The sequence below is a fragment of the Nostoc sp. genome (assembly GCF_036917455.1).
Classification (GTDB): Bacteria; Cyanobacteriota; Cyanobacteriia; order Cyanobacteriales; family Nostocaceae; genus Nostoc.
Genome location: NZ_JBALDK010000141.1, coordinates 74,148 through 94,945, shown reverse-complemented (window position 1 = coordinate 94,945; position 20,798 = coordinate 74,148). Strand labels below are relative to the sequence as shown.

34 protein-coding genes are annotated in these 20,798 nt (G+C 44.3%); 32 read left to right on the top strand and 2 right to left on the bottom strand.

Annotated elements, in window-relative coordinates:
• Window positions 1-459 precede the first annotated feature (459 nt).
• The gene (locus V7K42_RS14810) at window positions 460-1,287 is read left to right on the top strand and encodes an ABC transporter permease (protein ID WP_334917291.1); all 828 of its coding nucleotides are present in this window, start codon (window positions 460-462) and stop codon (window positions 1,285-1,287) included.
• An 8-nt stretch (window positions 1,288-1,295) separates the two neighbouring features.
• On the opposite strand, the gene V7K42_RS14805 is transcribed toward V7K42_RS14810, so the two are convergent.
• Complete coding sequence (locus V7K42_RS14805; RefSeq protein WP_334917290.1) at window positions 1,296-1,805, bottom strand: hypothetical protein; 510 nt, start codon at window positions 1,803-1,805, stop codon at window positions 1,296-1,298.
• A gap of 118 nt (window positions 1,806-1,923) precedes the next feature.
• Between V7K42_RS14805 and V7K42_RS14800 the strand changes: the two genes are divergently transcribed.
• Window positions 1,924-2,352, top strand: a complete 429-nt coding sequence (locus V7K42_RS14800) for a GNAT family N-acetyltransferase (RefSeq protein ID WP_334917288.1) — start codon at window positions 1,924-1,926, stop codon at window positions 2,350-2,352.
• Between the two features lie 42 nt (window positions 2,353-2,394).
• On the opposite strand, the gene V7K42_RS14795 is transcribed toward V7K42_RS14800, so the two are convergent.
• On the bottom strand, window positions 2,395-2,871 hold the full coding sequence (locus tag V7K42_RS14795; RefSeq protein ID WP_094328464.1) for an NAD(P)H-quinone oxidoreductase subunit N: 477 nt from the start codon (window positions 2,869-2,871) through the stop codon (window positions 2,395-2,397).
• A 950-nt stretch (window positions 2,872-3,821) separates the two neighbouring features.
• Between V7K42_RS14795 and rplC the strand changes: the two genes are divergently transcribed.
• The 30 genes from rplC to rpsI all read left to right on the top strand — a co-directional run bounded on the left by rplC (window position 3,822) and on the right by rpsI (window position 20,653).
• A complete protein-coding gene (rplC, locus tag V7K42_RS14790) occupies window positions 3,822-4,454 on the top strand; it encodes a 50S ribosomal protein L3 (RefSeq protein ID WP_334917286.1) in 633 nt (210 codons plus the stop codon).
• Window positions 4,455-4,595: 141 nt separating this feature from the next.
• A complete protein-coding gene (gene rplD / locus V7K42_RS14785; RefSeq protein WP_334917284.1) occupies window positions 4,596-5,234 on the top strand; it encodes a 50S ribosomal protein L4 in 639 nt (212 codons plus the stop codon).
• The gene (locus V7K42_RS14780) at window positions 5,227-5,541 is read left to right on the top strand and encodes a 50S ribosomal protein L23 (protein WP_069070779.1); all 315 of its coding nucleotides are present in this window, start codon (window positions 5,227-5,229) and stop codon (window positions 5,539-5,541) included. The genes rplD and V7K42_RS14780 overlap by 8 nt, the downstream gene beginning before the upstream one ends.
• A gap of 140 nt (window positions 5,542-5,681) precedes the next feature.
• Complete coding sequence (gene rplB / locus V7K42_RS14775) at window positions 5,682-6,545, top strand: 50S ribosomal protein L2 (protein WP_094342452.1); 864 nt, start codon at window positions 5,682-5,684, stop codon at window positions 6,543-6,545.
• 99 nt (window positions 6,546-6,644) lie between these two features.
• The gene (gene rpsS, locus V7K42_RS14770) at window positions 6,645-6,923 is read left to right on the top strand and encodes a 30S ribosomal protein S19 (protein ID WP_012410721.1); all 279 of its coding nucleotides are present in this window, start codon (window positions 6,645-6,647) and stop codon (window positions 6,921-6,923) included.
• Between the two features lie 80 nt (window positions 6,924-7,003).
• Entirely contained in the window at window positions 7,004-7,360 is a 357-nt protein-coding gene (gene rplV, locus V7K42_RS14765; RefSeq protein ID WP_094328495.1) for a 50S ribosomal protein L22, read from the top strand.
• Between the two features lie 53 nt (window positions 7,361-7,413).
• Window positions 7,414-8,196: a 30S ribosomal protein S3 gene (rpsC, locus tag V7K42_RS14760; protein ID WP_334917282.1), complete on the top strand. Its 783-nt coding sequence runs from the start codon at window positions 7,414-7,416 to the stop codon at window positions 8,194-8,196.
• A gap of 104 nt (window positions 8,197-8,300) precedes the next feature.
• Entirely contained in the window at window positions 8,301-8,726 is a 426-nt protein-coding gene (gene rplP, locus V7K42_RS14755; RefSeq protein ID WP_012410718.1) for a 50S ribosomal protein L16, read from the top strand.
• A 3-nt stretch (window positions 8,727-8,729) separates the two neighbouring features.
• A complete protein-coding gene (gene rpmC, locus V7K42_RS14750; protein WP_334834776.1) occupies window positions 8,730-8,957 on the top strand; it encodes a 50S ribosomal protein L29 in 228 nt (75 codons plus the stop codon).
• Window positions 8,958-8,963: 6 nt separating this feature from the next.
• On the top strand, window positions 8,964-9,212 hold the full coding sequence (gene rpsQ, locus V7K42_RS14745; protein ID WP_094328457.1) for a 30S ribosomal protein S17: 249 nt from the start codon (window positions 8,964-8,966) through the stop codon (window positions 9,210-9,212).
• 46 nt (window positions 9,213-9,258) lie between these two features.
• Window positions 9,259-9,627, top strand: coding sequence for a 50S ribosomal protein L14 (rplN, locus tag V7K42_RS14740; protein WP_012410715.1), 369 nt, complete (start codon window positions 9,259-9,261; stop codon window positions 9,625-9,627).
• Complete coding sequence (gene rplX / locus V7K42_RS14735; protein ID WP_114081986.1) at window positions 9,627-9,980, top strand: 50S ribosomal protein L24; 354 nt, start codon at window positions 9,627-9,629, stop codon at window positions 9,978-9,980. Before rplN ends, rplX begins: the two co-directional genes overlap by 1 nt.
• 104 nt (window positions 9,981-10,084) lie before the next feature.
• Window positions 10,085-10,633: a 50S ribosomal protein L5 gene (gene rplE, locus V7K42_RS14730; RefSeq protein ID WP_094342456.1), complete on the top strand. Its 549-nt coding sequence runs from the start codon at window positions 10,085-10,087 to the stop codon at window positions 10,631-10,633.
• Window positions 10,634-10,653: 20 nt separating this feature from the next.
• On the top strand, window positions 10,654-11,055 hold the full coding sequence (gene rpsH / locus V7K42_RS14725) for a 30S ribosomal protein S8 (RefSeq protein WP_012410712.1): 402 nt from the start codon (window positions 10,654-10,656) through the stop codon (window positions 11,053-11,055).
• A gap of 114 nt (window positions 11,056-11,169) precedes the next feature.
• Window positions 11,170-11,718, top strand: coding sequence for a 50S ribosomal protein L6 (gene rplF / locus V7K42_RS14720; protein WP_104906407.1), 549 nt, complete (start codon window positions 11,170-11,172; stop codon window positions 11,716-11,718).
• A gap of 2 nt (window positions 11,719-11,720) precedes the next feature.
• Window positions 11,721-12,083: a 50S ribosomal protein L18 gene (gene rplR, locus V7K42_RS14715; RefSeq protein WP_094328454.1), complete on the top strand. Its 363-nt coding sequence runs from the start codon at window positions 11,721-11,723 to the stop codon at window positions 12,081-12,083.
• A gap of 93 nt (window positions 12,084-12,176) precedes the next feature.
• Window positions 12,177-12,704 carry a 30S ribosomal protein S5 gene (rpsE, locus tag V7K42_RS14710; protein WP_094328453.1) on the top strand — a complete coding sequence of 176 codons (528 nt, stop codon included), beginning with the start codon at window positions 12,177-12,179 and terminating at the stop codon, window positions 12,702-12,704.
• Window positions 12,705-12,841: 137 nt separating this feature from the next.
• Complete coding sequence (gene rplO, locus V7K42_RS14705) at window positions 12,842-13,285, top strand: 50S ribosomal protein L15 (protein ID WP_094328452.1); 444 nt, start codon at window positions 12,842-12,844, stop codon at window positions 13,283-13,285.
• Between the two features lie 74 nt (window positions 13,286-13,359).
• Window positions 13,360-14,673, top strand: coding sequence for a preprotein translocase subunit SecY (secY, locus tag V7K42_RS14700; protein ID WP_094328451.1), 1,314 nt, complete (start codon window positions 13,360-13,362; stop codon window positions 14,671-14,673).
• Window positions 14,673-15,224 (top strand): adenylate kinase, encoded by a 552-nt coding sequence (locus V7K42_RS14695; protein ID WP_334917278.1) that lies wholly within the window; start codon window positions 14,673-14,675, stop codon window positions 15,222-15,224. Before secY ends, V7K42_RS14695 begins: the two co-directional genes overlap by 1 nt.
• Window positions 15,225-15,415: 191 nt before the next feature.
• On the top strand, window positions 15,416-15,640 hold the full coding sequence (gene infA / locus V7K42_RS14690; RefSeq protein ID WP_006276978.1) for a translation initiation factor IF-1: 225 nt from the start codon (window positions 15,416-15,418) through the stop codon (window positions 15,638-15,640).
• Window positions 15,641-15,943, top strand: a complete 303-nt coding sequence (gene infA / locus V7K42_RS14685; protein WP_442938569.1) for a translation initiation factor IF-1 — start codon at window positions 15,641-15,643, stop codon at window positions 15,941-15,943.
• A gap of 123 nt (window positions 15,944-16,066) precedes the next feature.
• Window positions 16,067-16,180 (top strand): 50S ribosomal protein L36, encoded by a 114-nt coding sequence (gene rpmJ / locus V7K42_RS14680; RefSeq protein ID WP_012410705.1) that lies wholly within the window; start codon window positions 16,067-16,069, stop codon window positions 16,178-16,180.
• Window positions 16,181-16,295: 115 nt separating this feature from the next.
• The gene (rpsM, locus tag V7K42_RS14675; RefSeq protein WP_094328449.1) at window positions 16,296-16,676 is read left to right on the top strand and encodes a 30S ribosomal protein S13; all 381 of its coding nucleotides are present in this window, start codon (window positions 16,296-16,298) and stop codon (window positions 16,674-16,676) included.
• 54 nt (window positions 16,677-16,730) lie between these two features.
• On the top strand, window positions 16,731-17,126 hold the full coding sequence (gene rpsK, locus V7K42_RS14670; protein ID WP_012410703.1) for a 30S ribosomal protein S11: 396 nt from the start codon (window positions 16,731-16,733) through the stop codon (window positions 17,124-17,126).
• A gap of 327 nt (window positions 17,127-17,453) precedes the next feature.
• Window positions 17,454-18,401 (top strand): DNA-directed RNA polymerase subunit alpha, encoded by a 948-nt coding sequence (locus V7K42_RS14665; RefSeq protein WP_094328448.1) that lies wholly within the window; start codon window positions 17,454-17,456, stop codon window positions 18,399-18,401.
• Between the two features lie 32 nt (window positions 18,402-18,433).
• Complete coding sequence (gene rplQ, locus V7K42_RS14660) at window positions 18,434-18,784, top strand: 50S ribosomal protein L17 (RefSeq protein WP_094342458.1); 351 nt, start codon at window positions 18,434-18,436, stop codon at window positions 18,782-18,784.
• Window positions 18,785-18,859: 75 nt separating this feature from the next.
• On the top strand, window positions 18,860-19,708 hold the full coding sequence (truA, locus tag V7K42_RS14655; protein ID WP_334917363.1) for a tRNA pseudouridine(38-40) synthase TruA: 849 nt from the start codon (window positions 18,860-18,862) through the stop codon (window positions 19,706-19,708).
• 67 nt (window positions 19,709-19,775) lie between these two features.
• On the top strand, window positions 19,776-20,237 hold the full coding sequence (gene rplM, locus V7K42_RS14650; RefSeq protein WP_334917276.1) for a 50S ribosomal protein L13: 462 nt from the start codon (window positions 19,776-19,778) through the stop codon (window positions 20,235-20,237).
• Window positions 20,237-20,653 (top strand): 30S ribosomal protein S9, encoded by a 417-nt coding sequence (gene rpsI, locus V7K42_RS14645; protein ID WP_012410698.1) that lies wholly within the window; start codon window positions 20,237-20,239, stop codon window positions 20,651-20,653. Before rplM ends, rpsI begins: the two co-directional genes overlap by 1 nt.
• Window positions 20,654-20,798 lie beyond the last annotated feature (145 nt).

The window sequence follows — 20,798 nt, the reverse complement described above, 5'->3', positions numbered from 1 at the left end:
TTGTTTAGGTAACTTAGTATACGGAAATAAAGGTTATGAATAAGCAGTTATAGCCCTTAGTCCGAACTAATATTAGTTTTAAATTACTGAAAATACTTGATTTGCTTCTTATTTGACCAAAATTTAAACCTTATCGTCTGTTCTTTATATCTTGAATAATTGGTAAGTATTTTCTTGATTTAGATCGTTAACGAATTTTTATTAGTTATGACTCTTTATCCTGTTTAACTTGCTTAATTGACTTTATATTTTGCGATTACATTATACCATATTTTTGATTTATGTCAGATAATCCTAATTGAATTTTCAAAATTAATGCAGTCCTAATGCTTTGATTTCCAGGCTTTTGTTGTTAATTTAAAATTTTTAGGATGTAATATTTTTGTTCACCCTAGTAATTGATATGTCAAACAATGTAAATTAATACTTAATGAAATTTTGATAAGTAATAGAAAGCACGTGACATCTCAAAGAGCGCTACTTTCGGCCAAGAGGTTCAAAACTTCGCAACTCCAAATTTTCCTAGCTGATAGTCTGACTATTTTTTGGGGAGATTGGTTAGATTTACGTGTAAGAATCGTACAAGTTGCTGCATCAGGCTTAATATCCCCACTGATATATATTTTAGCTTTTGGTTTAGGTTTGGGTAGTTCCATCAAACCAGGCTCAGGGATTAGTGGTAACTATAATAACTATTTGGAATTCATATTACCGGGGATGGTAGCGCTATCGTCAATGACAATTAGCTTTGGTGGAACGACATTTTCGATTTGTGGAGACAGGCTATTTAGCAAAACCTTCGAGGAATTGCTGTTAACTCCGATACATCCCTTAGCGTTGCATATCGGAAAAATGCTAGCGGGAGTAGTACGGGGGTTGATGACATCTGGTTCTGTGATTTTGGTAGCGCTACTATTGACTGGAAACTGGAATTTTCTCAACCCACTATTTTTACTGTTGGTAGTGCTAAATTGTTCGGTATTTGCTGGATTAGGGGTGATTGTAGGGTTGAGTGTGCGATCGCTCGAATCAGTCGGACTCTACAACAATTTTATAATTATCCCTATGTCATTCTTGGGGGCAACCTTCTTTGACCCTGGGACATTACCCACTGCCCTCAAAGTCGTAGTTTACCTGTTACCACTCACCTACGCCAGCATCGGACTGCGTGCAGCAGCCCATTTACCCTTATCCCAGTTTCCTTGGTATAGCATACTGATTTTGCTAGTGATTGCGATCGCACTTTCTCTGTGGGGTGGGTATAAATTCGCTCACCAACAAGATTAAAACTTTCATTACAAACTGTGCTTTAACTGTTGAATTTTCTGTAAAATTTTTTCCCGATGCTGCATGAGCTTAATCCATTGGGGTAGGCGGCTAGCAAGACTGCCATTATGCCAACCTAATGTGTCATCTGGTAAACGTTCTCGCAATCTTGATTGAACATAAGTTTCTAAGAAATTCAAATGTGCTTCGTTATACGCCCAAAGCACCTGACCGCAACAGGAGGTTTGTAACCACAAGGGCAAGCCAAAAAAATGGTCTAATATTTCATAGTCACAATTGCTTTTAGCCTTGTAATTATTTTGCCACAGTAGCAATGTGGCTTTTCGCTTGCCATCTTTTGACTGTTGCTTTGTATAGCTACAATGCTGACAGGTAATTCTTTTGATTGAACTGGGACTGGATTGTTCAGAGTTTACAGTCAATATTTTGGCAGTGCCATTGCATTGTGGACAACGAACTAAAATTTCTTTCTCAAAATCAGAAAGCCTTTTACGATAATCTCTAAATCTTATAACCATTCCAGATAGCCACTTTTACCGTTTCTGCAACAAGTTTTAGAACCTATGCTGATTCGTCCCGCTACCATAGCTGATGTACCCGCAGTTTTACCAATGGTTGCCAAAATTTGTGCTTTGCATGAGTCTTGGGATTCTGTCTGCCAAATATGGTTTTCTACCGAATCCAGAACAGCGTTATGAACAATGGTTGACACGTTTAGCCAATAGCGATCGCTCCGCCGACGCTTCCAGCGTACGCAGTATATTTCTAGTATCCGAAAATGAGGGGCAACTTGTTGGGTTTTTCGTGGCAACAATTGAGCGAGAAATACCAATTTATCGGTTACAGGAATTTGCTTTTATCCATGATATCTGGGTTGAGCCAGAACATCGGCAAAACGGAATTGCACGGCAGATGGTGATGCAAAGTATTGAACGCTTTCATCAGATGGGCGTTAAACAAATTCGTCTAAATACAGCAGTTGTTAACGAAGCTTCACGGCGGCTATTTTTATCTTGTGGTTTTCGACTCAGTATTATTGAAATGCTAATTGAATTGAGTCATTAGTCATTAGTTTTAAGCAAATGACTAATGACCAATGACCAAGGACTAACTAGCTAACAGAGTTTTTTCTAGAGAAGTCCAACGGAAAGAGCGATCGCCACCCATCTCAATTACTACTCTCACTCGTGGTTCTAACTGAGGCAAATTCGTTAAATACTCAAGTTCCTCATTAGAAAGAATATGCCCTTCAATAATCCACAAGACCAGCCCTTTTGATTTTGGTGGTAACTGTTCTAGATGAGAACTGAGAATTGGTGGTAAATAGTACACTTGACCTACTGCCGCACCACTACCAGTACTTTTCTTACCAAGATGAGGAGGTCTGACTCCATGAATTCTTGTTAGATACGCAGCTATATCGCCCAGTCCCTTTGCAGTAATGTGGAGGGTAGTATAGCCAGCTGCGCGGAGTCGGCGCTGATATCGACCTTCATAACCCCCTTCCAGAGGTATATACACTCCAAGAGCGCCAAATTTTTCCAGATCGCGGATCAAACCGTTGCCAGTGGTAATTAGTGCCATAGATTTTCGTCGTTATCCCACTTAGATATCTCTATTATTTACCCTGAACCGATAGATTAAAAGCATTTTGTTTGGGTATTAGGCATTAGCTATTCTCCCTGCTTCCTGCTCCCCTCTCCCCCTTCCCCTGCTTCTTCCCCTACTCCCTAAAAATAGCTCTCTAAATTACTGGACAAACATAAATAAATAATTTATATTATTAGATTGTGACCAAACACGCAAATTAGGTGAACATTTTACTGTCATTCTGAGGTAGTGTTAGCATTCAAAGCTGATGATTTAATCCAAATTGGATAATCTAACTCAGATTGCTCGTAGACTGGTAAACTAAGAAAGCTTTCAGGTCAACATTGGAACTTATGGATGAACAATCAAAGCTAATCCTAAGCTCCAGAAGAAATTTACTCCTGTGCCCCTGAAAAGGCAGGCAAAATCTTAAACAATAGTTTAAGGTATTTAAGGAAGTAAAACTGAGCAGCAATGTTGGTTTCATGGCATTACGTCAGTCTCAGTTAACGGATACTGGGTGGTAAAGACCGCTTAAGTCCAACTGCAACACGGCAGTAGCCAACCTCCGGGAAACCGTCTACAAGGGCGTATACCAATCGGAAAACCCGCTGACAGGGCTGCCTCCAGAAAGTGCCAAAGCAATTGCTTAGACGAAAGCATTGCTGCACACAGCTTAAAACTGTAGCGCCTTGCATTGATTCCAGAAGTTACTCCTTCCTAAAAAGAAGAGAATTGTAGCTGTTCTGGTGATCTATTGAGTGAAGCTAAACAGATTCACCAAGCAGTACGGACACGGTTTGTTGTGTCCCAAAAGCATTTGGATTGGTTTACTAAAGCCATTCCAAATTTCGCAGGCTAACCCAGCCTAAACTGATGCGTACAAAGCGTGTCCTCTAGAGTCCAATTCCAAGGTCAGCAAGTAGAAAGGAGAACCAGTTACTGTGTCTGTAGGTATTCTCGGCACCAAGCTGGGCATGACCCAAATATTTGACGAAGCAGGAGTAGCTATTCCTGTAACTGTCATTCAAGCAGGGCCATGCACTGTTACACAAGTTAAAACGAAACAAACCGACGGTTACTTTGCCATTCAAGTTGGTTTTGGCGAAGTTAAACCAAAGTCACTGAATAGACCATTACTGGGTCATTTGGCTAAATCATCTGCCCCAGCATTGCGTCACCTAAATGAATATCACACCGAGAGTTCTGGTGATTATGCTTTAGGTCAACAGATTAAAGCAGATATTTTTAGTGCAGGTCAAATTGTCGATGTAATCGGTACAAGCATCGGTCGCGGTTTTGCCGGAAACCAGAAGCGCAACAACTTTGGTCGTGGGCCCATGTCACACGGTTCCAAAAACCACAGAGCGCCCGGTTCTATTGGTGCTGGTACAACACCAGGTCGTGTCTATCCAGGTAAGCGGATGGCAGGGCGTTTAGGTGGTAAACGCATCACAATCCGTAAGCTGACCATAGTGCGAGTTGATGCAGAACGCAATTTATTGCTAATTAAAGGAGCCATTCCTGGTAAACCAGGCGCTTTAGTAAGTGTTGTACCTGCAAAAGTAGTGGGATAGTCAAAAGTCAAAAGTCATTAGTCAGTAGTCATTGGCTAAGGACAAATGGCAAAAGACAAATGACAGATGATGCCACATGCTGCACTTGGGGAGACCTCAAGACCGCAGTGGCTCACAGATGACAAAGGACAAATAAGAAAGATGGTTGAAAGCGTAGTTAGAAATTGGCAAGGAGAACAGGTCGGTGAGACGACCTTCGAATTGCGCGTTGCCAAGGAAAAAACAGCGTCTCACATTGTACACCGCGCCTTAGTACGGCAATTAACTAATGCTCGTCAAGGAAATGCCAGTACAAAAACTCGTGCTGAAGTTAGAGGCGGGGGTCGTAAACCTTGGCGGCAAAAAGGTACTGGTCGCGCTCGTGCAGGGTCTATTCGTTCACCACTGTGGCGTGGTGGTGGTGTGATCTTTGGGCCAAAGCCCAGAGACTTCGACCTTAAATTGAACCGCAAAGAGCGACGTTTAGCACTGCGGACAGCATTTGTCAGTCGCATTGACGACTTGATCGTAGTAGAAGAATTTAGCACCGAGCTATCTCGCCCGAAGACTAAAGACTTAGTAGCAGCACTTGCCCGTTGGGGAGTAGTGCCAGAGAGCAAGGCACTCTTAATTTTGTCTGAAATTGCGGATACAGATAACGTTTATTTATCAGGCCGCAACATTGAAAATTTAAAACTAATTGCAGCCGACCAGTTAAATGTTTTTGATTTACTGCACGCTGACAAAATTGTAGTTACGGCATCAGCCCTAGAAAAAATTCAGGAGGTCTACAGTGCCTAGCTTTGACCCCCGCGACCTTGCCGACTTAGTCCGTCGCCCAATAGTCACCGAAAAAGCGACTATCTTGATGGAGCAAAATAAGTACACCTTTGAAGTAATTCCAAAGGCATCTAAGCCAGAAATCAAGGCTGCGATCGAAGACTTATTTCAGGTCAAGGTTGTAAAAGTCAACACCACCTTACCACCACGTAAAAAGCGGCGCGTTGGTAAATTTATCGGTTATAAGCCCCAATATAAGCGAGCTATTGTTACAGTCGCACCTGGGGATGAAGACAAGATTAGACAAGTTCTATTCCCAGAAGTCTAGGAATTTTAGATTTTAGATTTTAGATTGAGCAGTTGACTCAATAAACACCAAAGATGGTCGCAATTAGTTAAACACTCATTAAATCCAAAATTCAAAATCCGAAATTAAGTAAATCCAAAATCCAAAATCCAAAATAGATTATGGGTACTCGTTCTTACCGCCCTTATACCCCCAGCACTCGCCAAGTTACAGTTTCTGACTTTGCGGAAATCACAAAAACCGAGCCAGAAAAATCCCTAACTACCTCAAAGCATCGCGCCAAAGGTCGGAATAATACCGGGCGGATTACCAGTCGTCGCCGGGGTGGCGGACACAAACAACTTTACCGGATCATCGATTTTAAAAGGGATAAACATAATATTCCTGCTAAAGTCGCAGCAATTGAATACGATCCTAACCGTAATGCTCGAATTGCCCTTTTGTATTACCAAGATGGCGAAAAACGGTACATTCTTCATCCCAACGGGTTGAAAGTTGGAACAATAATTATTTCTGGTCCTGAATCTCCCTTTGAAGATGGTAATGCTTTACCTCTATCAAGGATTCCCTTGGGTACTAGCGTTCACAACGTAGAAATGACTCCTGGTAAAGGTGGTCAAATCGTGCGGGCTGCTGGTGCTAGCGCTCAAGTTGTGGCAAAAGAAGGTGATTATGTAACTCTCAAGTTGCCTTCAGGAGAAGTCCGCTTAATTCGGCGCGAGTGCTATGCCACCATTGGGCAAGTAGGCAACACCGATGCGAGAAACCTGAGTGCAGGTAAAGCAGGACGCAATCGCTGGAAAGGTCGCCGTCCCAAGGTTAGGGGTAGCGTCATGAACCCAGTGGATCACCCACATGGTGGTGGTGAAGGTAGAGCGCCTATCGGTAGATCGGGGCCTGTTACACCTTGGGGTAAACCCACATTGGGCGCGAAGACACGCAATCGCAAGAAACTTAGCAGTAAATTCATTGTGCGTCGTCGCCGGAAGTCTTCTAAACGCGGTCGCGGTGGTCGTGAGTCTTAAAGAGTTGGGAGTTAAGAGTTATGAGTTGAGAGTAAAATCTAACTTCTAATTCCTCACTCCTCACTACTAATTTCTAAATCCTAAATCCAAAATTGAACTATGGGTCGTTCTCTAAAAAAAGGTCCTTTCGTTGCGGATCATCTCCTAAAAAAAATTGAAAAGCTCAACGACAATAACAGAAAAGAAGTTATTAAAACTTGGTCAAGAGCTTCGACAATTTTGCCCCTAATGGTAGGTCATACCATAGCTGTTCACAACGGACGACAACACGTGCCAGTTTTTGTAAACGAACAGATGGTAGGACACAAGTTGGGTGAATTTGCACCGACACGCACCTACAGGGGTCATGGAAAAAGCGACAAAAAAGCGGGTAGGTAGTCATTAGTTATTAGTCATTAGTCATTAGCTATAGACTTGTGACAAATGAAAAATGACAAATGACAAAATTGGAGAAAATTATGGCTACTAATACTACTGAAGTAAAAGCGATCGCTCGTTTTATCCGCATCTCGGCCTATAAAGTGCGTCGGGTACTCGATCAAATCCGGGGGCGATCGTACCGAGAAGCGTTAATCATCCTGGAATTCATGCCCTATCGCGCCACTGAACCCATATTGAAGGTTCTCAGAAGCGCTGCTGCCAATGCTGAACACAACGCTGGGTTAGACCGGACTAAATTAGTGATTACTCAGGCTTACGCCGATCAAGGGCCACCCTTGAAGCGGTTCCAGCCAAGAGCGCAAGGTCGAGCTTACCAAATTCGCAAACCGACGTGTCATATTACTGTGGCTGTTGGAGCCGCCCCAGAAAAATAAGCACGCTTACACGAATAAATTGTGTAAAGTAAGAAATTTTAGAGGAAGCATTCGTGGGACAGAAAATTCATCCAGTTGGTTTTCGCCTGGGTATTACACATGAACATCAATCCCGTTGGTTTGCTGTTCCTGACCGCTATCCAGAACTTTTACAAGAAGACTACAAACTCCGTCAGTATATAGAACAAAAGCTGGGTAGACAGGCTCAAAACAACGCCGGTATTTCCGAAGTGCGGATTGAGCGCAAAGCCGACCAAATCGACTTAGAAGTACGCACAGCTAGACCCGGTGTAGTAGTAGGACGTGGTGGACAAGGTATTGAATCCTTGCGTACCGGACTCCAAGGACTGTTGGGTAGCAATCGCCAAATTCGCATTAACGTAGTTGAAGTTCAACGAGTTGATGCTGATGCCTACCTAATTGCTGAATACATTGCTCAACAATTGGAACGTCGAGTTTCATTTCGGCGGGTAGTGCGGCAATCGATTCAACGGGCCCAACGCGCTGGTGTCCAAGGGATTAAAATCCAAGTCGGCGGTCGCCTCAACGGTGCAGAAATTGCCCGGACAGAGTGGACTCGTGAAGGTAGAGTACCTTTACATACCTTACGGGCTGACATTGACTACTCTTATTGCACGGCAAAAACTGTTTACGGCATTTTGGGTATCAAAGTATGGGTCTTTAAGGGAGAAATTATTCCTGGACAGGAACCAGAGCCGCTACCACCCGCAAGCCGCGATCGCGAACGAGATCCCCGCGATCGCGATCGTGAACCCCGTCGCCGTCAACAACAACGTCGTCGCCAGCAATTTGAAGACCGTTCAAATGAAGGGTAAACGGGGACTGGGGAATGGGGACTGGGGACTGGGTAAGAATTCTCAATCCCCAATCCCGAATTCCCAATCCCTAATCCCCAGTACCTAGTACCTAGTAGCCAATCATGTTAAGCCCTAGAAGAACTAAATTCCGCAAACAACAGCGCGGACGGATGGAGGGACTAGCCACCCGTGGTAGCACCCTCAACTTCGGTGATTTTGCACTCCAAGCTCAAGAACCTGCTTGGATTACCTCCCGGCAAATCGAGGCTTCCCGTCGGGCAATGACTCGTTATATTCGTCGGGGTGGACAAATCTGGATTCGGATTTTCCCTGATAAACCTGTAACCATGCGTCCTGCTGAAACCCGGATGGGTTCCGGTAAAGGTAATCCAGAGTTTTGGGTAGCGGTAGTCAAGCCAGGACGGATTTTGTTTGAAATCGGTGGAGTTTCTGAAGAAATCGCCCGGGAAGCTATGCGTTTAGCTTCATTTAAACTGCCTATAAAAACCAAGTTTATTGTGCGTTCTCAACCACAGGAGCAGGAGTAGCTTATGCCTCTTCCCAAGATTTCAGAAGCTAGAGAATTAAGTGACGAAAAGCTCTCTGATGAAATTATCGCCATCAAAAGACAACTATTTCAGTTGCGCTTGCAAAAAGCGACAAGACAATTAGAAAAGCCCCACCAGTTCAGACAGGCTCGACATCGCCTAGCCCAATTGCTGACATTAGAAACAGAACGCAAACGGGCAGCAAGTCAATCGGCTAAAGAAGAAAAGTAGGAGATTATGGCAGTTAAAGAACGAGTTGGCTTGGTAGTGAGCGATAAAATGCAAAAAACTGTGGTAGTTGCCATAGAAAACCGCGCTCCTCACCCCAAGTACGGCAAAATTGTGGTTAACACCCAACGATATAAAGTTCACGACGAAGAAAATAAGTGTAAAGTAGGCGATCGCGTTCGCATTCAGGAAACTAGACCCCTGAGCAAAACCAAGCGCTGGAAAATCACAGAAGTCCTGAACGTCAAGCCCGCTTAAACCTCATCGTTGTTAGTTTCTAACAACACCACAAGGGAGAATAATTGTGATTCAACCCCAGACTTATTTAAATGTCGCAGATAATAGCGGCGCTCGTAAACTAATGTGCATCCGCGTCTTAGGTGGAGGCAACCGCCGTTATGGTTTTATCGGTGATAAAATTATCGCCGTTGTCAAAGATGCTACGCCCAACATGGCTGTCAAAAAGTCTGATGTTGTGGAAGCAGTAATTGTCCGCACTCGGAAAGCCGTATCTCGTGACAGTGGCATGAGTATTCGCTTTGATGATAATGCTGCTGTGATTATCAACAAAGACGGTAATCCAAGAGGTACACGGGTTTTTGGCCCAGTTGCCCGGGAACTGCGCGATAAAAACTTTACCAAAATTGTTTCTCTGGCTCCGGAGGTGCTTTAATGGCAACCAAACAAGGTACGCCCAAAGTATTCCACAAAATGCACGTCAAAACTGGCGACACCGTACAAGTGATTGCTGGGAAAGACAAAGGAAAAATTGGCGAAATTATCCAGGCACTTCCCCAACTGAGTAAAGTCATCGTCAAAGGTGTCAATATTAAAACCAAGCACGTCAAACCCCAGCAAGAAGGGGAATCAGGGCGAATTGTTACCCAAGAATTCCCAATTCATAGCTCTAACGTGATGCTTTATTCCACCAAGCAAAACGTTGCCAGTCGTGTTTGTTATACCTTTACCTCAGAAGGCAAGAAAGTCAGGAAACTCAAGAAAACTGGCGAGATTCTAGATAAATAGTCATTGGTCATTAGTCATTTGTCATGAGTAAAAAGACAAAAGACAAATAACAAAGGACAATAAAAGTTCCCTGACCAAGCCCAGGGATATCAGGACAAAAAACTATGGCGGCAACAAGACTCAAAAGCTTATATCAAGAGACAATCGTCCCCAAATTGATCAATCAGTTTCAATATACCAACGTTCATCAAGTACCGAAGTTGGTAAAGGTTACTATTAACCGAGGTTTGGGTGAAGCTGCTCAAAACGCAAAGTCTCTGGAAGCATCCATCAACGAAATTGCGCTTGTCACCGGTCAAAAACCAGTGGTAACGCGGGCGAAAAAGGCGATCGCTGGCTTTAAGATTCGTCAAGGGATGCCCGTGGGAATCATGGTTACTCTGAGATCCGAGCGGATGTATGCCTTTTTCGATCGGCTGGTTAGCCTATCACTGCCCAGAATTAGAGATTTTCGCGGCGTTAGCCCTAAAAGCTTTGACGGACGGGGTAACTATACTCTGGGTGTAAGAGAACAGCTAATTTTTCCAGAAGTCGAATACGACAGCGTTGATCAAGTGCGTGGGATGGATATTTCCATCATCACCACAGCAAAAAACGACGAAGAGGGCCGCGCCTTACTTAAAGAATTAGGAATGCCCTTTCGCGATCAGTAAGTTCATCTATAGAGGGAACGATGGCGGCTAACGACACAATTGCAGATATGCTGACGCGCATCCGCAATGCCAACCTGGCGCGGCATCAAACTACACAAGTGCCAGCTACAAAAATGACCCGCAGCATTGCCAAAGTGCTACGGGAGGAAGGCTTTATTGCTGAAATCGAAGAAGCAGAAGAAGGGGTAAAACACAACCTAGTGATTTCCCTGAAATATAAAGGTAAGAATCGTCAGCCTTTAATCACCGCCTTAAAGCGAGTGAGTAAGCCAGGCTTGCGTGTTTATTCCAATAGAAAAGAATTACCAAGAGTACTAGGCGGCATTGGCATTGCCATTATTTCGACATCCAGTGGGATTATGACTGACCGCGAAGCGCGTCGTCAAAACTTGGGTGGCGAAGTGCTTTGTTACGTTTGGTAGTCATTGGTCATTAGTCGTTTGTCATTAGTCATTGGTCATTTGTCTTAAGCAAAGGACAAAGGACAAAAGGCAAAGGACAAAAGGCAAAGGACAAATAACAAAGGACAAAAAGTAATGTCTCGTATTGGTAAACGTCCAATTACTATTCCCGCCAAAGTTCAAGTGGCGATCGATGGTACAAATATTGTGGTGAAAGGCCCGAAAGGAGAACTTTCTCGCACTCTCAGAGATAATGTTTCACTCTCTCAAGAGGGAGAAATATTACACGTAAATCGTCGGGATGAAACTCGGACATCGAAGCAACTGCACGGCTTGAGCCGCACTTTAGTTGCCAACATGGTTGAGGGAGTTTCCCAAGGTTTTCAGCGCCGTTTGGAAATCCAAGGTGTTGGTTACAGGGCACAACTTCAAGGGCGTAACCTAGTTCTAAACATGGGTTACAGCCATCAGGTGCAAATTGAACCACCAGAAGGAATTCAGTTTGCAGTCGAAGGTACTACTAACGTGATTGTTAGCGGCTACGACAAAGAAATCGTAGGCAACACAGCCGCAAAAATTCGCGCCGTTCGTCCACCAGAACCTTACAAAGGTAAAGGTATTCGCTATGCCGGTGAAGTGGTAAGACGTAAGGCTGGTAAGACTGGTAAGGGTGGTAAGAAGTAGAAATGAAACTTACTCGTAGAGAATCAAAAAACCGTCGTCATCGCCGCGTTCGTGGCAAAGTTGTTGGCTCCCCAGAACGTCCGCGTCTAGCGGTATTCCGTTCTAATGAGCATATTTATGCTCAGGTAATTGATGATAGTCAGCATCAAACCATAGTGGCAGCATCGACTTTAGAACCCGATTTGAAATCTAGTTTAGCGTCAGGTGCAAACCGCGACGCATCAGTGCAAGTTGGTAAATTGATCGCAGTGCGATCGCTAGAAAAAGGTATTACCAAAGTAGTCTTCGATCGCGGTGGTAACTTATATCATGGTCGTGTCAAAGCCCTAGCTGATGCAGCACGCGAAGCTGGTTTAGATTTCTAAAGTCATTGGTCATTAGTCATTAATCATTAGACAAATGACAAAAGACAAATGACAAATGACAAAAGACAAATGACGTTCACCAGAGCAGAAATTATGGCAACAGAGCGTAAAAGTAGAACAAAGCGTGCCAAAAAAGAAGAAACTACTTGGCAAGAGCGGGTTATCCAAATCCGCCGCGTGAGTAAGGTCGTTAAAGGTGGTAAAAAACTCAGCTTCCGAGCGATCGTTGTCGTTGGTAACGAACGCGGTCAAGTTGGTGTCGGAGTAGGTAAAGCTTCAGATGTAATTGGCGCTGTCAAAAAAGGCGTAGCCGACGGCAAAAAACACCTCATTGATATCCCAATCACCAAATCCAACTCCATCCCCCATCCTATTGATGGTGTCGGTGGCGGTGCAAAAGTGATTATGCGTCCAGCTTCACCTGGTACTGGGGTAATTGCGGGTGGTGCTGTGCGAACTGTGTTGGAATTAGCAGGAGTTCGTAACGTTTTAGCCAAGCAACTTGGTTCCAACAATCCGCTCAACAATGCTAGAGCCGCAGTCAATGCCTTATCTACATTGCGGACTCTTTCTGAAGTCGCTGAAGATCGCGGTATTCCTATTCAAAATCTCTACATCTAATTTAGTCATTAGTCATTGGTCATTAAAAGCCACTGCGTTGCGGGGGTTCCCCCTGTTGAAGTGGCGTTCATTAGTGAATCACAAATGACAAATGACTAACGACAAATGACAAACGACAAATGAGAACTTGATAACTTATGAGACTCCATGATGTTAAGCCGCAAAAAGGCTCAAAGAAACGCAAGAAACGTGTAGGCAGAGGTATTTCTGCCGGTCAAGGTGCTAGTGCTGGTCTAGGCATGCGGGGTCAAAAATCTCGTTCTGGTAGCGGTACTCGACCCGGTTTTGAAGGTGGTCAACAGCCATTGTACCGCCGCTTACCTAAGCTGAAAGGCTTTCCAATTGTTAATCAGAAGATTTACACTACGATTAATGTAGAGAAGCTAGCCTCCCTTCCCGCTAATACAGAAGTCACTTTGACCTCCTTGAAAGCCGCAGGTATCCTGACTGCTGTCAAAGGGCCACTGAAAATTTTAGGTAACGGCGAATTGAGCATTCCGCTCAAGGTACAAGCGGCAGCTTTCACAGGTACAGCTCGGAGCAAAATTGAGGCAGCTGGTGGTAGTTGTGAAGTCTTATGAGTGAGCCGGAACAGCGCACTTAAATGGAAGCCAACTCGCTGTCAGCGCCTGGTTCACTATAAAGGTAGCACTCTATGATCAGTCGAGACAAAGCCCCAACGGCTCAAGAAACTTTTATGCAGATGGCACAAGCAGCCGGGCTTAGAGGTAGGCTGCTTGTCACTGTTGGCGTTTTAATTTTGGTTCGCCTGGGAATTTTCCTGCCCGTACCAGGGATTGATAGAGGGCGGTTTCACGATGCCATATCGGGCAATAATTCCATCTTCGGTTTATTGGATATATTTTCTGGGCGCGGACTTTCGACTTTAGGAGTCTTTGCTTTAGGGATTTTACCTTTCATTAATGCGTCCATTATCATCCAATTGCTCACTGCGGCAATTCCTTCTTTAGAAAATTTACAGAAAAATGAAGGCGAAGCGGGTCGGCGGAAAATATCGCAAATTACCCGCTATGTAACTGTGTGTTGGGCAATTATCCAAAGTACAGCTTTTTCGGCATTATTCCTCCAGCAATTTGCCTTAAAGCCAGGGCCAATCTTTGTAGCTGAAACCGCGATCGCTCTGACGGCTGGTTCTATGTTCGTCATGTGGGCATCAGAACTGATTACAGAGCGGGGGATTGGGAATGGGGCATCATTGTTGATTTTTGTCAATATTGTTGCTTCATTACCAAAAGCTTTAGGCGATACTATCGATTTGGTGCAAGTCGGCGGTCGGGAAACAGTGGGTCGCGTTATCGTACTAATCTTAGTTTTCCTAGCAACCATTGTTGGTATTGTGGTTGTCCAAGAAGGAATGCGCCGCATCCCGATTATTTCGGCTCGTCGCCAAGTAGGTCGTAGAGTTTTGGCAGAGCAACGGAGCTTTTTACCCTTGCGGCTAAATCAAGGTGGCGTAATGCCAATTATCTTTGCCGCAGCTATCCTCAGTTTGCCATTGCTAATTGCAAATTTCGCCAAGAATGCTGAGTTGGCAAATATAATTAACACTTATTTGAGTCCAAGCGGTTCTGGCTCTTGGGTCTATGCCTTGGTTTACATGATTTCGATAATTTTCTTCAGCTACTTCTATTCTTCATTGATTCTCAACCCAGTAGATGTAGCGCAGAATTTGAAGAAAATGGGTTCTAGTATTCCTGGCATTCGTCCCGGTAAAGCGACTAGCGAGTATATCGAGCGCGTGTCAAACCGACTCACCTTTTTGGGTGCGATCTTTTTGGGCTTGGTTGCGATTATCCCAACTGGTGTAGAAAGTGCTTTAGGAGTACCTACATTTAAGGGACTAGGTGCGACCTCTCTGTTAATTTTAGTGGGCGTGGCAATTGATACGGCAAGACAAATCCAAACTTACGTTATATCTCAGCGCTATGAAGGAATGGTGAAACAATAGTGACGCGACTAATCTTCTTGGGGCCACCTGGGGCTGGTAAAGGAACACAAGCTCAAGCATTGGCTGAACACCTAAATATTCCCCATATTTCCACTGGGGAAATCTTAAGACAAGCCATGAAAGAGCAAACTCCTTTGGGAATCAAGGCTCAAAACTATGTAAATAGCGGCGAGTTAGTCCCCGACCAGCTAGTGCAGGACTTGGTACAGGAGCGCCTAAACCAAACAGATGCAGAAAAGGGTTGGATTCTTGATGGTTTTCCCCGCAAAGTGACCCAAGCGGCTTTTCTAGAAGAATTGCTGGAAACAATACATCAAACTGGCGAAAGGGTAGTCAATCTAGATGCACCAGATGATGTTGTGGTAGGACGTTTGCTAGCTAGAGGACGAAAAGATGATAACGAAGAGGTGATTCGTCGGCGGTTAGAGGTTTACCGTGATGAAACTGCACCTTTAATTAATTATTATCGCGATCGCCAAAAACTTTTAACAGTAAACGGCAATCAGTCCCAAGAAGAAGTCACTAGTGAACTGCAAAAGCTAATCGCTTGAGGATGAGGGAGTAGGGGAGGAGCTACAGTAGTTCTTTCCCCAATTCCCAATGTTCTATACCCCTCCCAAGAAACAGATCAATTTTAGCTAAGATATATTAATAAACTGTTGATATATTTCTTAAAATGTGTTCTCTTGCAGATGAAGTGCTGCAACTGAACACGAAATTGTTGAGTTGAGGAAAAAACAAATTGTCTAAGCAAGATTTGATTGAAATGGAAGGCACGGTTACAGAGTCCTTGCCCAACGCCATGTTTCGCGTTGACTTGGACAATGGATTTAACGTGCTAGCTCACATTTCCGGCAAGATTCGCCGCAATTATATCAAGATTTTGCCTGGCGATCGCGTCAAGGTAGAGTTAACTCCTTATGACTTGACCAAAGGTCGAATCACCTACCGCTTGCGTAAGAAGTAAATGCAACTAAAATCTTCATCGGAGGTAAGTAAATTATTGACTAAGCCAGAAGCCATTCAAATGGAAGGCAGCGCTACAGAGTTATTATCTCGTGACAGCTTTCTAGTTAAAAGGGATGATGGCTCAATATTAAAAAATGCTCAGAAGTTTCGAGTTCAATTAGACAATGGGGATTTAGTCTTGGCATATCTTCCCGTGAACAGTCAATATACCAAGATTTTACCTGGCGATCGCGTCAAGGTAAAGTTAGCTCCTCATGAATTGACCAAAGGCAGAATTACTTATCGCTTGCGTAACAAGTAACTATATGTAGATGTAGAGAAGTTTACCATAAAACCATCTTTTTGACTGTTTGCTAGTCAATTTAGTGGATTTTTTTCCCTCAAAATGCTATGATTTAATATTTGGAGTCAAAAAATAAAAGGCATGAAAGTTAGAGCCTCAGTCAAGAAAATCTGTGAAAAATGTAGCGTCATCAAACGTCGTGGTCGCGTTATGGTGATCTGCGTGAACCCCAAGCACAAGCAACGTCAAGGATAACACTCTGATCAACAGGGTGAGTTGTACACACATATCATCATTAAAAACGAAAAGACGCGATTAATCACGTTTTTCCAACCAACAGTAATTGCGAAAACAATAGGGAGAGTTCATTGTGGCACGTATTGCCGGAGTAGACCTTCCACGCGATAAGCGCGTTGAAATCGGTCTGACTTATATCTATGGAATTGGTTTATCACGCGCTCAAGAAATTATAGCGGCTACTGGTGTGAACCCAGACACCCGTGTTAAGGACTTAAGTGATGCCGATGTGACAGCCCTGCGAGGCGAAATAGAAACCAACTATCAAGTTGAAGGCGACTTGCGGCGCTTGGAGTCTTTGAACATCAAGCGCTTAGTTGACATTGGTACTTACAGAGGTCGTCGTCATCGTATGGGCTTACCAGTCAGAGGACAAAGAACTCGCACCAATGCCAGAACCCGTCGAGGTAGAAGGCAGACAGTGGCTGGTAAGAAGAAGGCTCCAGGGAAATAAATTTGCAACACTTGCTAATCACAGCAAGTTTTACCTTAAATCAACAAAACAAGTATGGCGAGACAACCAACTAAAAAATCCGGGAGCAAGAAGCAGAAACGGAATGTACCCAGTGGGATGGCCTACATCCAGTCTACTTTCAACAATAGCATTGTCACCATTACCGATCAGAATGGAGATGTCATCTCCTGGGCTAGTGCTGGTTCTAGCGGTTTTAAGGGAGCAAAAAAGGGAACTCCCTTTGCAGCGCAAACAGCTGCTGAAAGTGCAGCCCGTAGAGCTATCGATCAAGGAATGCGCCAAATCGAGGTAATGGTCAGTGGACCAGGAGCAGGTAGAGAAACCGCTATCCGGGCACTTCAAGGAGCAGGACTGGAAATTACACTCATTCGGGATATTACCCCCATTCCTCACAATGGTTGCCGTCCACCCAAGCGCCGCCGAGTTTAAATACTAGGATTTGGGCATTGAGGACAATAAGCTACAACCAAAGAAAGTAAAGTTACTTGCAATGACCAATTGGGCGGATAACGTGCAAACTGTCATTGGGTGAAAACTTGGGCGACCAAAAGCAAATCAGATTTTTCTGTAAGGAAAGCTGTTAAACTTCGGGAACCCAAAATATTATTAGCGCCTGAAAGCTCAATAGGAGCGTCAAACTATATCGTAATCTCATACTAATAGTTTGATAGACCTATAACCTACAGGACATAAATTCAATTCGGGAGGCAATTGATTTGTCTGCTAGCAGCACCTTAGAAAAAGGGAGGCTCATCCGTGGCGCAGTTTCAGATTGAATGTGTAGAGTCGAATACTGAAGAAAGTCGGAACCATTACAGTAAATTTGTTCTGGAACCTCTAGAACGCGGTCAAGGAACAACAGTTGGTAACGCACTGCGGCGGGTTTTACTGTCTAACCTAGAAGGTACAGCAGTTACAGCAGTGCGGATTGCAGGTGTTTCACACGAGTTTGCCACAGTTCCGGGCGTGCGGGAAGATGTACTGGAAATCCTCATGAAAATGAAGGAAGTTATCCTCAAAAATTATTCCTCACAGCCTCAGATTGGTAGATTACTCGTTAGCGGCCCGACAACAATTACTGCGGCACATTTTGATTTACCCAGTGAAGTAGAAGTTATCGATCCGACTCAGTATGTAGCCACCATCGCTGAGGGTGGAAAGCTAGAAATGGAATTTCGGATCGAGAAAGGCAAAGGCTATCGCACCGTTGAACGAGGACGTGAGGAAGCTACATCGTTAGACTTTCTCCAAATCGACTCGATATTTATGCCGGTGCGAAAAGTCAATTATAGTGTTGAAGAATCTCGTGGGGAAGGCTTGATTCCAAAAGACCGACTACTGTTGGAAGTTTGGACAAATGGCAGTATTTCTCCTCAAGAAGCACTATCTTCTGCTGCTGGGATCTTGGTAGATTTATTCAACCCGTTGAAAGACATCTCCCTAGAACCAACAGATACAGGTTCCGATATTCCAGACGACCCAACTGCCCAGATACCCATCGAAGAGTTGCAACTTTCTGTGCGGGCATATAACTGTCTCAAACGGGCACAAGTTAACTCTGTGGCAGATTTGTTGGATTATACCCAAGAAGACCTCTTAGAAATTAAGAACTTTGGGCAGAAGTCAGCAGAAGAAGTTGTGGAAGCTTTGCAGCGTCGCTTAGGCATCACCCTGCCAATGGAAAGAGGCTCTAAACACCCTTAAGAAAAACCTTCATAATTACATAGTGCATAATTATGCGTCACCGTTGTCGCGTCAAAAAACTCAGTAAACCAGCCGATCAACGCCGTGCTTTACTGCGATCGCTCACCACCGAGCTGATCCGTCATGGTAAGATCACCACCACTTTAATTAGAGCGAAAGTTCTGCGAAGTGAAGTGGAAAAAATGATCACTCTAGCTAAAAATGGCTCCCTGGCAGCACGCCGTGAAGCCCTTGGCTATATCTTCGACAAACAATTGGTTCACGCTCTATTTGAGCAAGTTCCAACTCGATATGGTAATCGTCAGGGCGGTTATACCCGCATCCTGCATACCGTACCGCGTCGGGGCGATAATGCAAAAATGGCAATAATTGAATTGGTTTAAGTCATTTAGTCATTGGTCATTAGTCATTAGTGAATAACAAAGGACAACTGGCAAATGACAAAGGACAAAATCTGTATGTTAGAAAGCCCCCAGCCGACACAAACTCATCGAGTAGCCTTGGTAATTCAATACCTAGGCACTCATTTTCATGGCTGGCAACGGCAAAAAAAACAGCGGACAGTCCAGGAAGAGATAGAAATAGCGATCGCGACTATTCTTGGGCATCATGTAACACTACATGGTGCTGGACGAACCGATTCTGGAGTTCATGCTGCTGCTCAAGTAGCCCATTTTGAAGCTACAGGTTTAATTCCGCCTCACAAGTGGGCAACAATCCTCAACAGCTATCTGCCGCCAGATATATTAATCAGGGCTTCAGCTAGTGTAGATAATCGTTGGCACGCCCGCTTTAGTGCAGCCTATCGACGATATCGCTACACAATATACACTGAAGATCGGCTTAACTTGTTTGTAAGACCCTTCAGTTGGCATTATTATTATGCACCCCTGGATGAATCTTTAATTCAAGCTGCCTTGAAACCTCTCTTGGGAAAGCATCACTTAGCTGCTTTTCACCGTGCAGGCTCAAAGCGATCGCATTCCTGGGTAGAGGTGCAAGCAGCAGAGTGTCGTCGCAGTGGGCCATTTATCCATATTGAAATACAGGCAGATGGATTTTTGTATGGCATGGTACGGCTGTTGGTAGGGATGTTGGTGCAAGTAGGTTCTGGACAGCGGACACTTTCTAGTTTCACGGAGCTTTGGAAAGAACAACGCCGGGAAGAAGTAAAACACGCCGCCCCGCCTCAAGGCTTGTGCTTGTTGCGAGTCGGCTATCCCGATTTCCCCTTTTCAAAAGAGATTTGGTACGATACCTTACCAAAGTTCGTCACTAGTCAAGAGTCATTAGTCATTGGTCATTAGTGAATAATAAATGACAAAAGACAAATGACTAATGACAAATCAAAAATGACAAAGGACAAATAATCAAATGACAACAGTTAAAACATACCTTCCTTCTCAAGCGTCGATTGAGCGTGAGTGGTACATAGTGGATGCCACCGATAAACGCCTCGGTCGCCTCGCCAGCGAAATTGCCCAGGTTTTAAGAGGCAAAAATAAACCCGAATATACACCCCACTTGGATACAGGTGACTTCGTAATCGTCATCAATGCCGAGAAAGTCGCAGTCACAGGCAAAAAGCGCACTCAAAAGCTTTACCGTCGCCATTCTGGTCGTCCTGGTGGGATGAAAACGGAAACTTTCGCTAAACTGCAACAGCGCGTACCAGAGCGAATCTTAGAACAGGCTGTTAAAGGTATGCTACCTAAGAATAGCCTGGGTAAGCAGTTGTTCACCAAGCTGAAAGTCTACGCTGGACCTACCCATCCCCACGATGCTCAACAACCTAAAGAACTAAAAGTTAGTACAATTCCTGGAGAAGAAAATTAATGGTAGTAGCAGATGCCAATAGCGGTCGCGCCGTATACTGGGGTACTGGCCGCCGGAAGAACGCAGTAGCACGGGTACGCTTGGTTCCAGGCACCGGTCAACTGACTGTGAACGGTAAAGATGGAAACTTGTATTTCCAATTCAATCCCAACTACCTAGGAGTGATCAAAGCTCCTCTGGAAACTCTGGGATTAGAAAACGAATATGACATTTTGGTGAAAGCAGAAGGCGGTGGCTTGACCGGACAGGCTGATTCTGTCCGTTTGGGAGTTGCTCGTGCTTTATGCCAACTAGACCCAGACAACCGCCCACCTTTGAAAACCGAAGGTTATTTGACTCGCGATCCCAGAGCAAAAGAGCGGAAGAAATATGGTTTACATAAAGCCCGGAAAGCACCTCAGTACTCTAAGCGTTAAGCGATTGGGGACTGGGTATTGGGTACTGGGTACTGGGTATTGGAGATTAGATATTGATAATTGGGTATTGGGAAAAGTCCGTTGTTTATTTACATCTTTCCCAGTCCCCAATCCCTAGTCCCCAGTCCCTAATCCTTAACCCCAA

Excerpts from the sequence above, each read along its gene's own strand:
- secY (WP_094328451.1), top strand. The coding sequence starts at position 13,360 with ATGATCAGTCGAGACAAAGCCCCAACGGCTCAAGAAACTTTTATGCAG.
- rpsE (WP_094328453.1), top strand. The coding sequence starts at position 12,177 with ATGGCAACAGAGCGTAAAAGTAGAACAAAGCGTGCCAAAAAAGAAGAA.
- rpsH (WP_012410712.1), top strand. The coding sequence starts at position 10,654 with ATGGCGGCTAACGACACAATTGCAGATATGCTGACGCGCATCCGCAAT.
- rplP (WP_012410718.1), top strand. The coding sequence starts at position 8,301 with ATGTTAAGCCCTAGAAGAACTAAATTCCGCAAACAACAGCGCGGACGG.
- V7K42_RS14805 (WP_334917290.1), bottom strand. The coding sequence starts at position 1,805 with ATGGTTATAAGATTTAGAGATTATCGTAAAAGGCTTTCTGATTTTGAG.
- rpsK (WP_012410703.1), top strand. The coding sequence starts at position 16,731 with ATGGCGAGACAACCAACTAAAAAATCCGGGAGCAAGAAGCAGAAACGG.
- rplV (WP_094328495.1), top strand. The coding sequence starts at position 7,004 with ATGGCTACTAATACTACTGAAGTAAAAGCGATCGCTCGTTTTATCCGC.
- rplD (WP_334917284.1), top strand. The coding sequence starts at position 4,596 with ATGGTTGAAAGCGTAGTTAGAAATTGGCAAGGAGAACAGGTCGGTGAG.
- V7K42_RS14800 (WP_334917288.1), top strand. The coding sequence starts at position 1,924 with ATGAGTCTTGGGATTCTGTCTGCCAAATATGGTTTTCTACCGAATCCA.
- rplX (WP_114081986.1), top strand. The coding sequence starts at position 9,627 with ATGGCAACCAAACAAGGTACGCCCAAAGTATTCCACAAAATGCACGTC.
- rplO (WP_094328452.1), top strand. The coding sequence starts at position 12,842 with ATGAGACTCCATGATGTTAAGCCGCAAAAAGGCTCAAAGAAACGCAAG.
- rpsQ (WP_094328457.1), top strand. The coding sequence starts at position 8,964 with ATGGCAGTTAAAGAACGAGTTGGCTTGGTAGTGAGCGATAAAATGCAA.
- rplE (WP_094342456.1), top strand. The coding sequence starts at position 10,085 with ATGGCGGCAACAAGACTCAAAAGCTTATATCAAGAGACAATCGTCCCC.
- rplF (WP_104906407.1), top strand. The coding sequence starts at position 11,170 with ATGTCTCGTATTGGTAAACGTCCAATTACTATTCCCGCCAAAGTTCAA.
- rpsI (WP_012410698.1), top strand. The coding sequence starts at position 20,237 with ATGGTAGTAGCAGATGCCAATAGCGGTCGCGCCGTATACTGGGGTACT.
- rpmC (WP_334834776.1), top strand. The coding sequence starts at position 8,730 with ATGCCTCTTCCCAAGATTTCAGAAGCTAGAGAATTAAGTGACGAAAAG.
- rpsS (WP_012410721.1), top strand. The coding sequence starts at position 6,645 with ATGGGTCGTTCTCTAAAAAAAGGTCCTTTCGTTGCGGATCATCTCCTA.
- rplQ (WP_094342458.1), top strand. The coding sequence starts at position 18,434 with ATGCGTCACCGTTGTCGCGTCAAAAAACTCAGTAAACCAGCCGATCAA.
- V7K42_RS14795 (WP_094328464.1), bottom strand. The coding sequence starts at position 2,871 with ATGGCACTAATTACCACTGGCAACGGTTTGATCCGCGATCTGGAAAAA.
- truA (WP_334917363.1), top strand. The coding sequence starts at position 18,860 with ATGTTAGAAAGCCCCCAGCCGACACAAACTCATCGAGTAGCCTTGGTA.
- rpmJ (WP_012410705.1), top strand. The coding sequence starts at position 16,067 with ATGAAAGTTAGAGCCTCAGTCAAGAAAATCTGTGAAAAATGTAGCGTC.
- rplB (WP_094342452.1), top strand. The coding sequence starts at position 5,682 with ATGGGTACTCGTTCTTACCGCCCTTATACCCCCAGCACTCGCCAAGTT.
- rplM (WP_334917276.1), top strand. The coding sequence starts at position 19,776 with ATGACAACAGTTAAAACATACCTTCCTTCTCAAGCGTCGATTGAGCGT.
- infA (WP_442938569.1), top strand. The coding sequence starts at position 15,641 with ATGCAACTAAAATCTTCATCGGAGGTAAGTAAATTATTGACTAAGCCA.
- rplR (WP_094328454.1), top strand. The coding sequence starts at position 11,721 with ATGAAACTTACTCGTAGAGAATCAAAAAACCGTCGTCATCGCCGCGTT.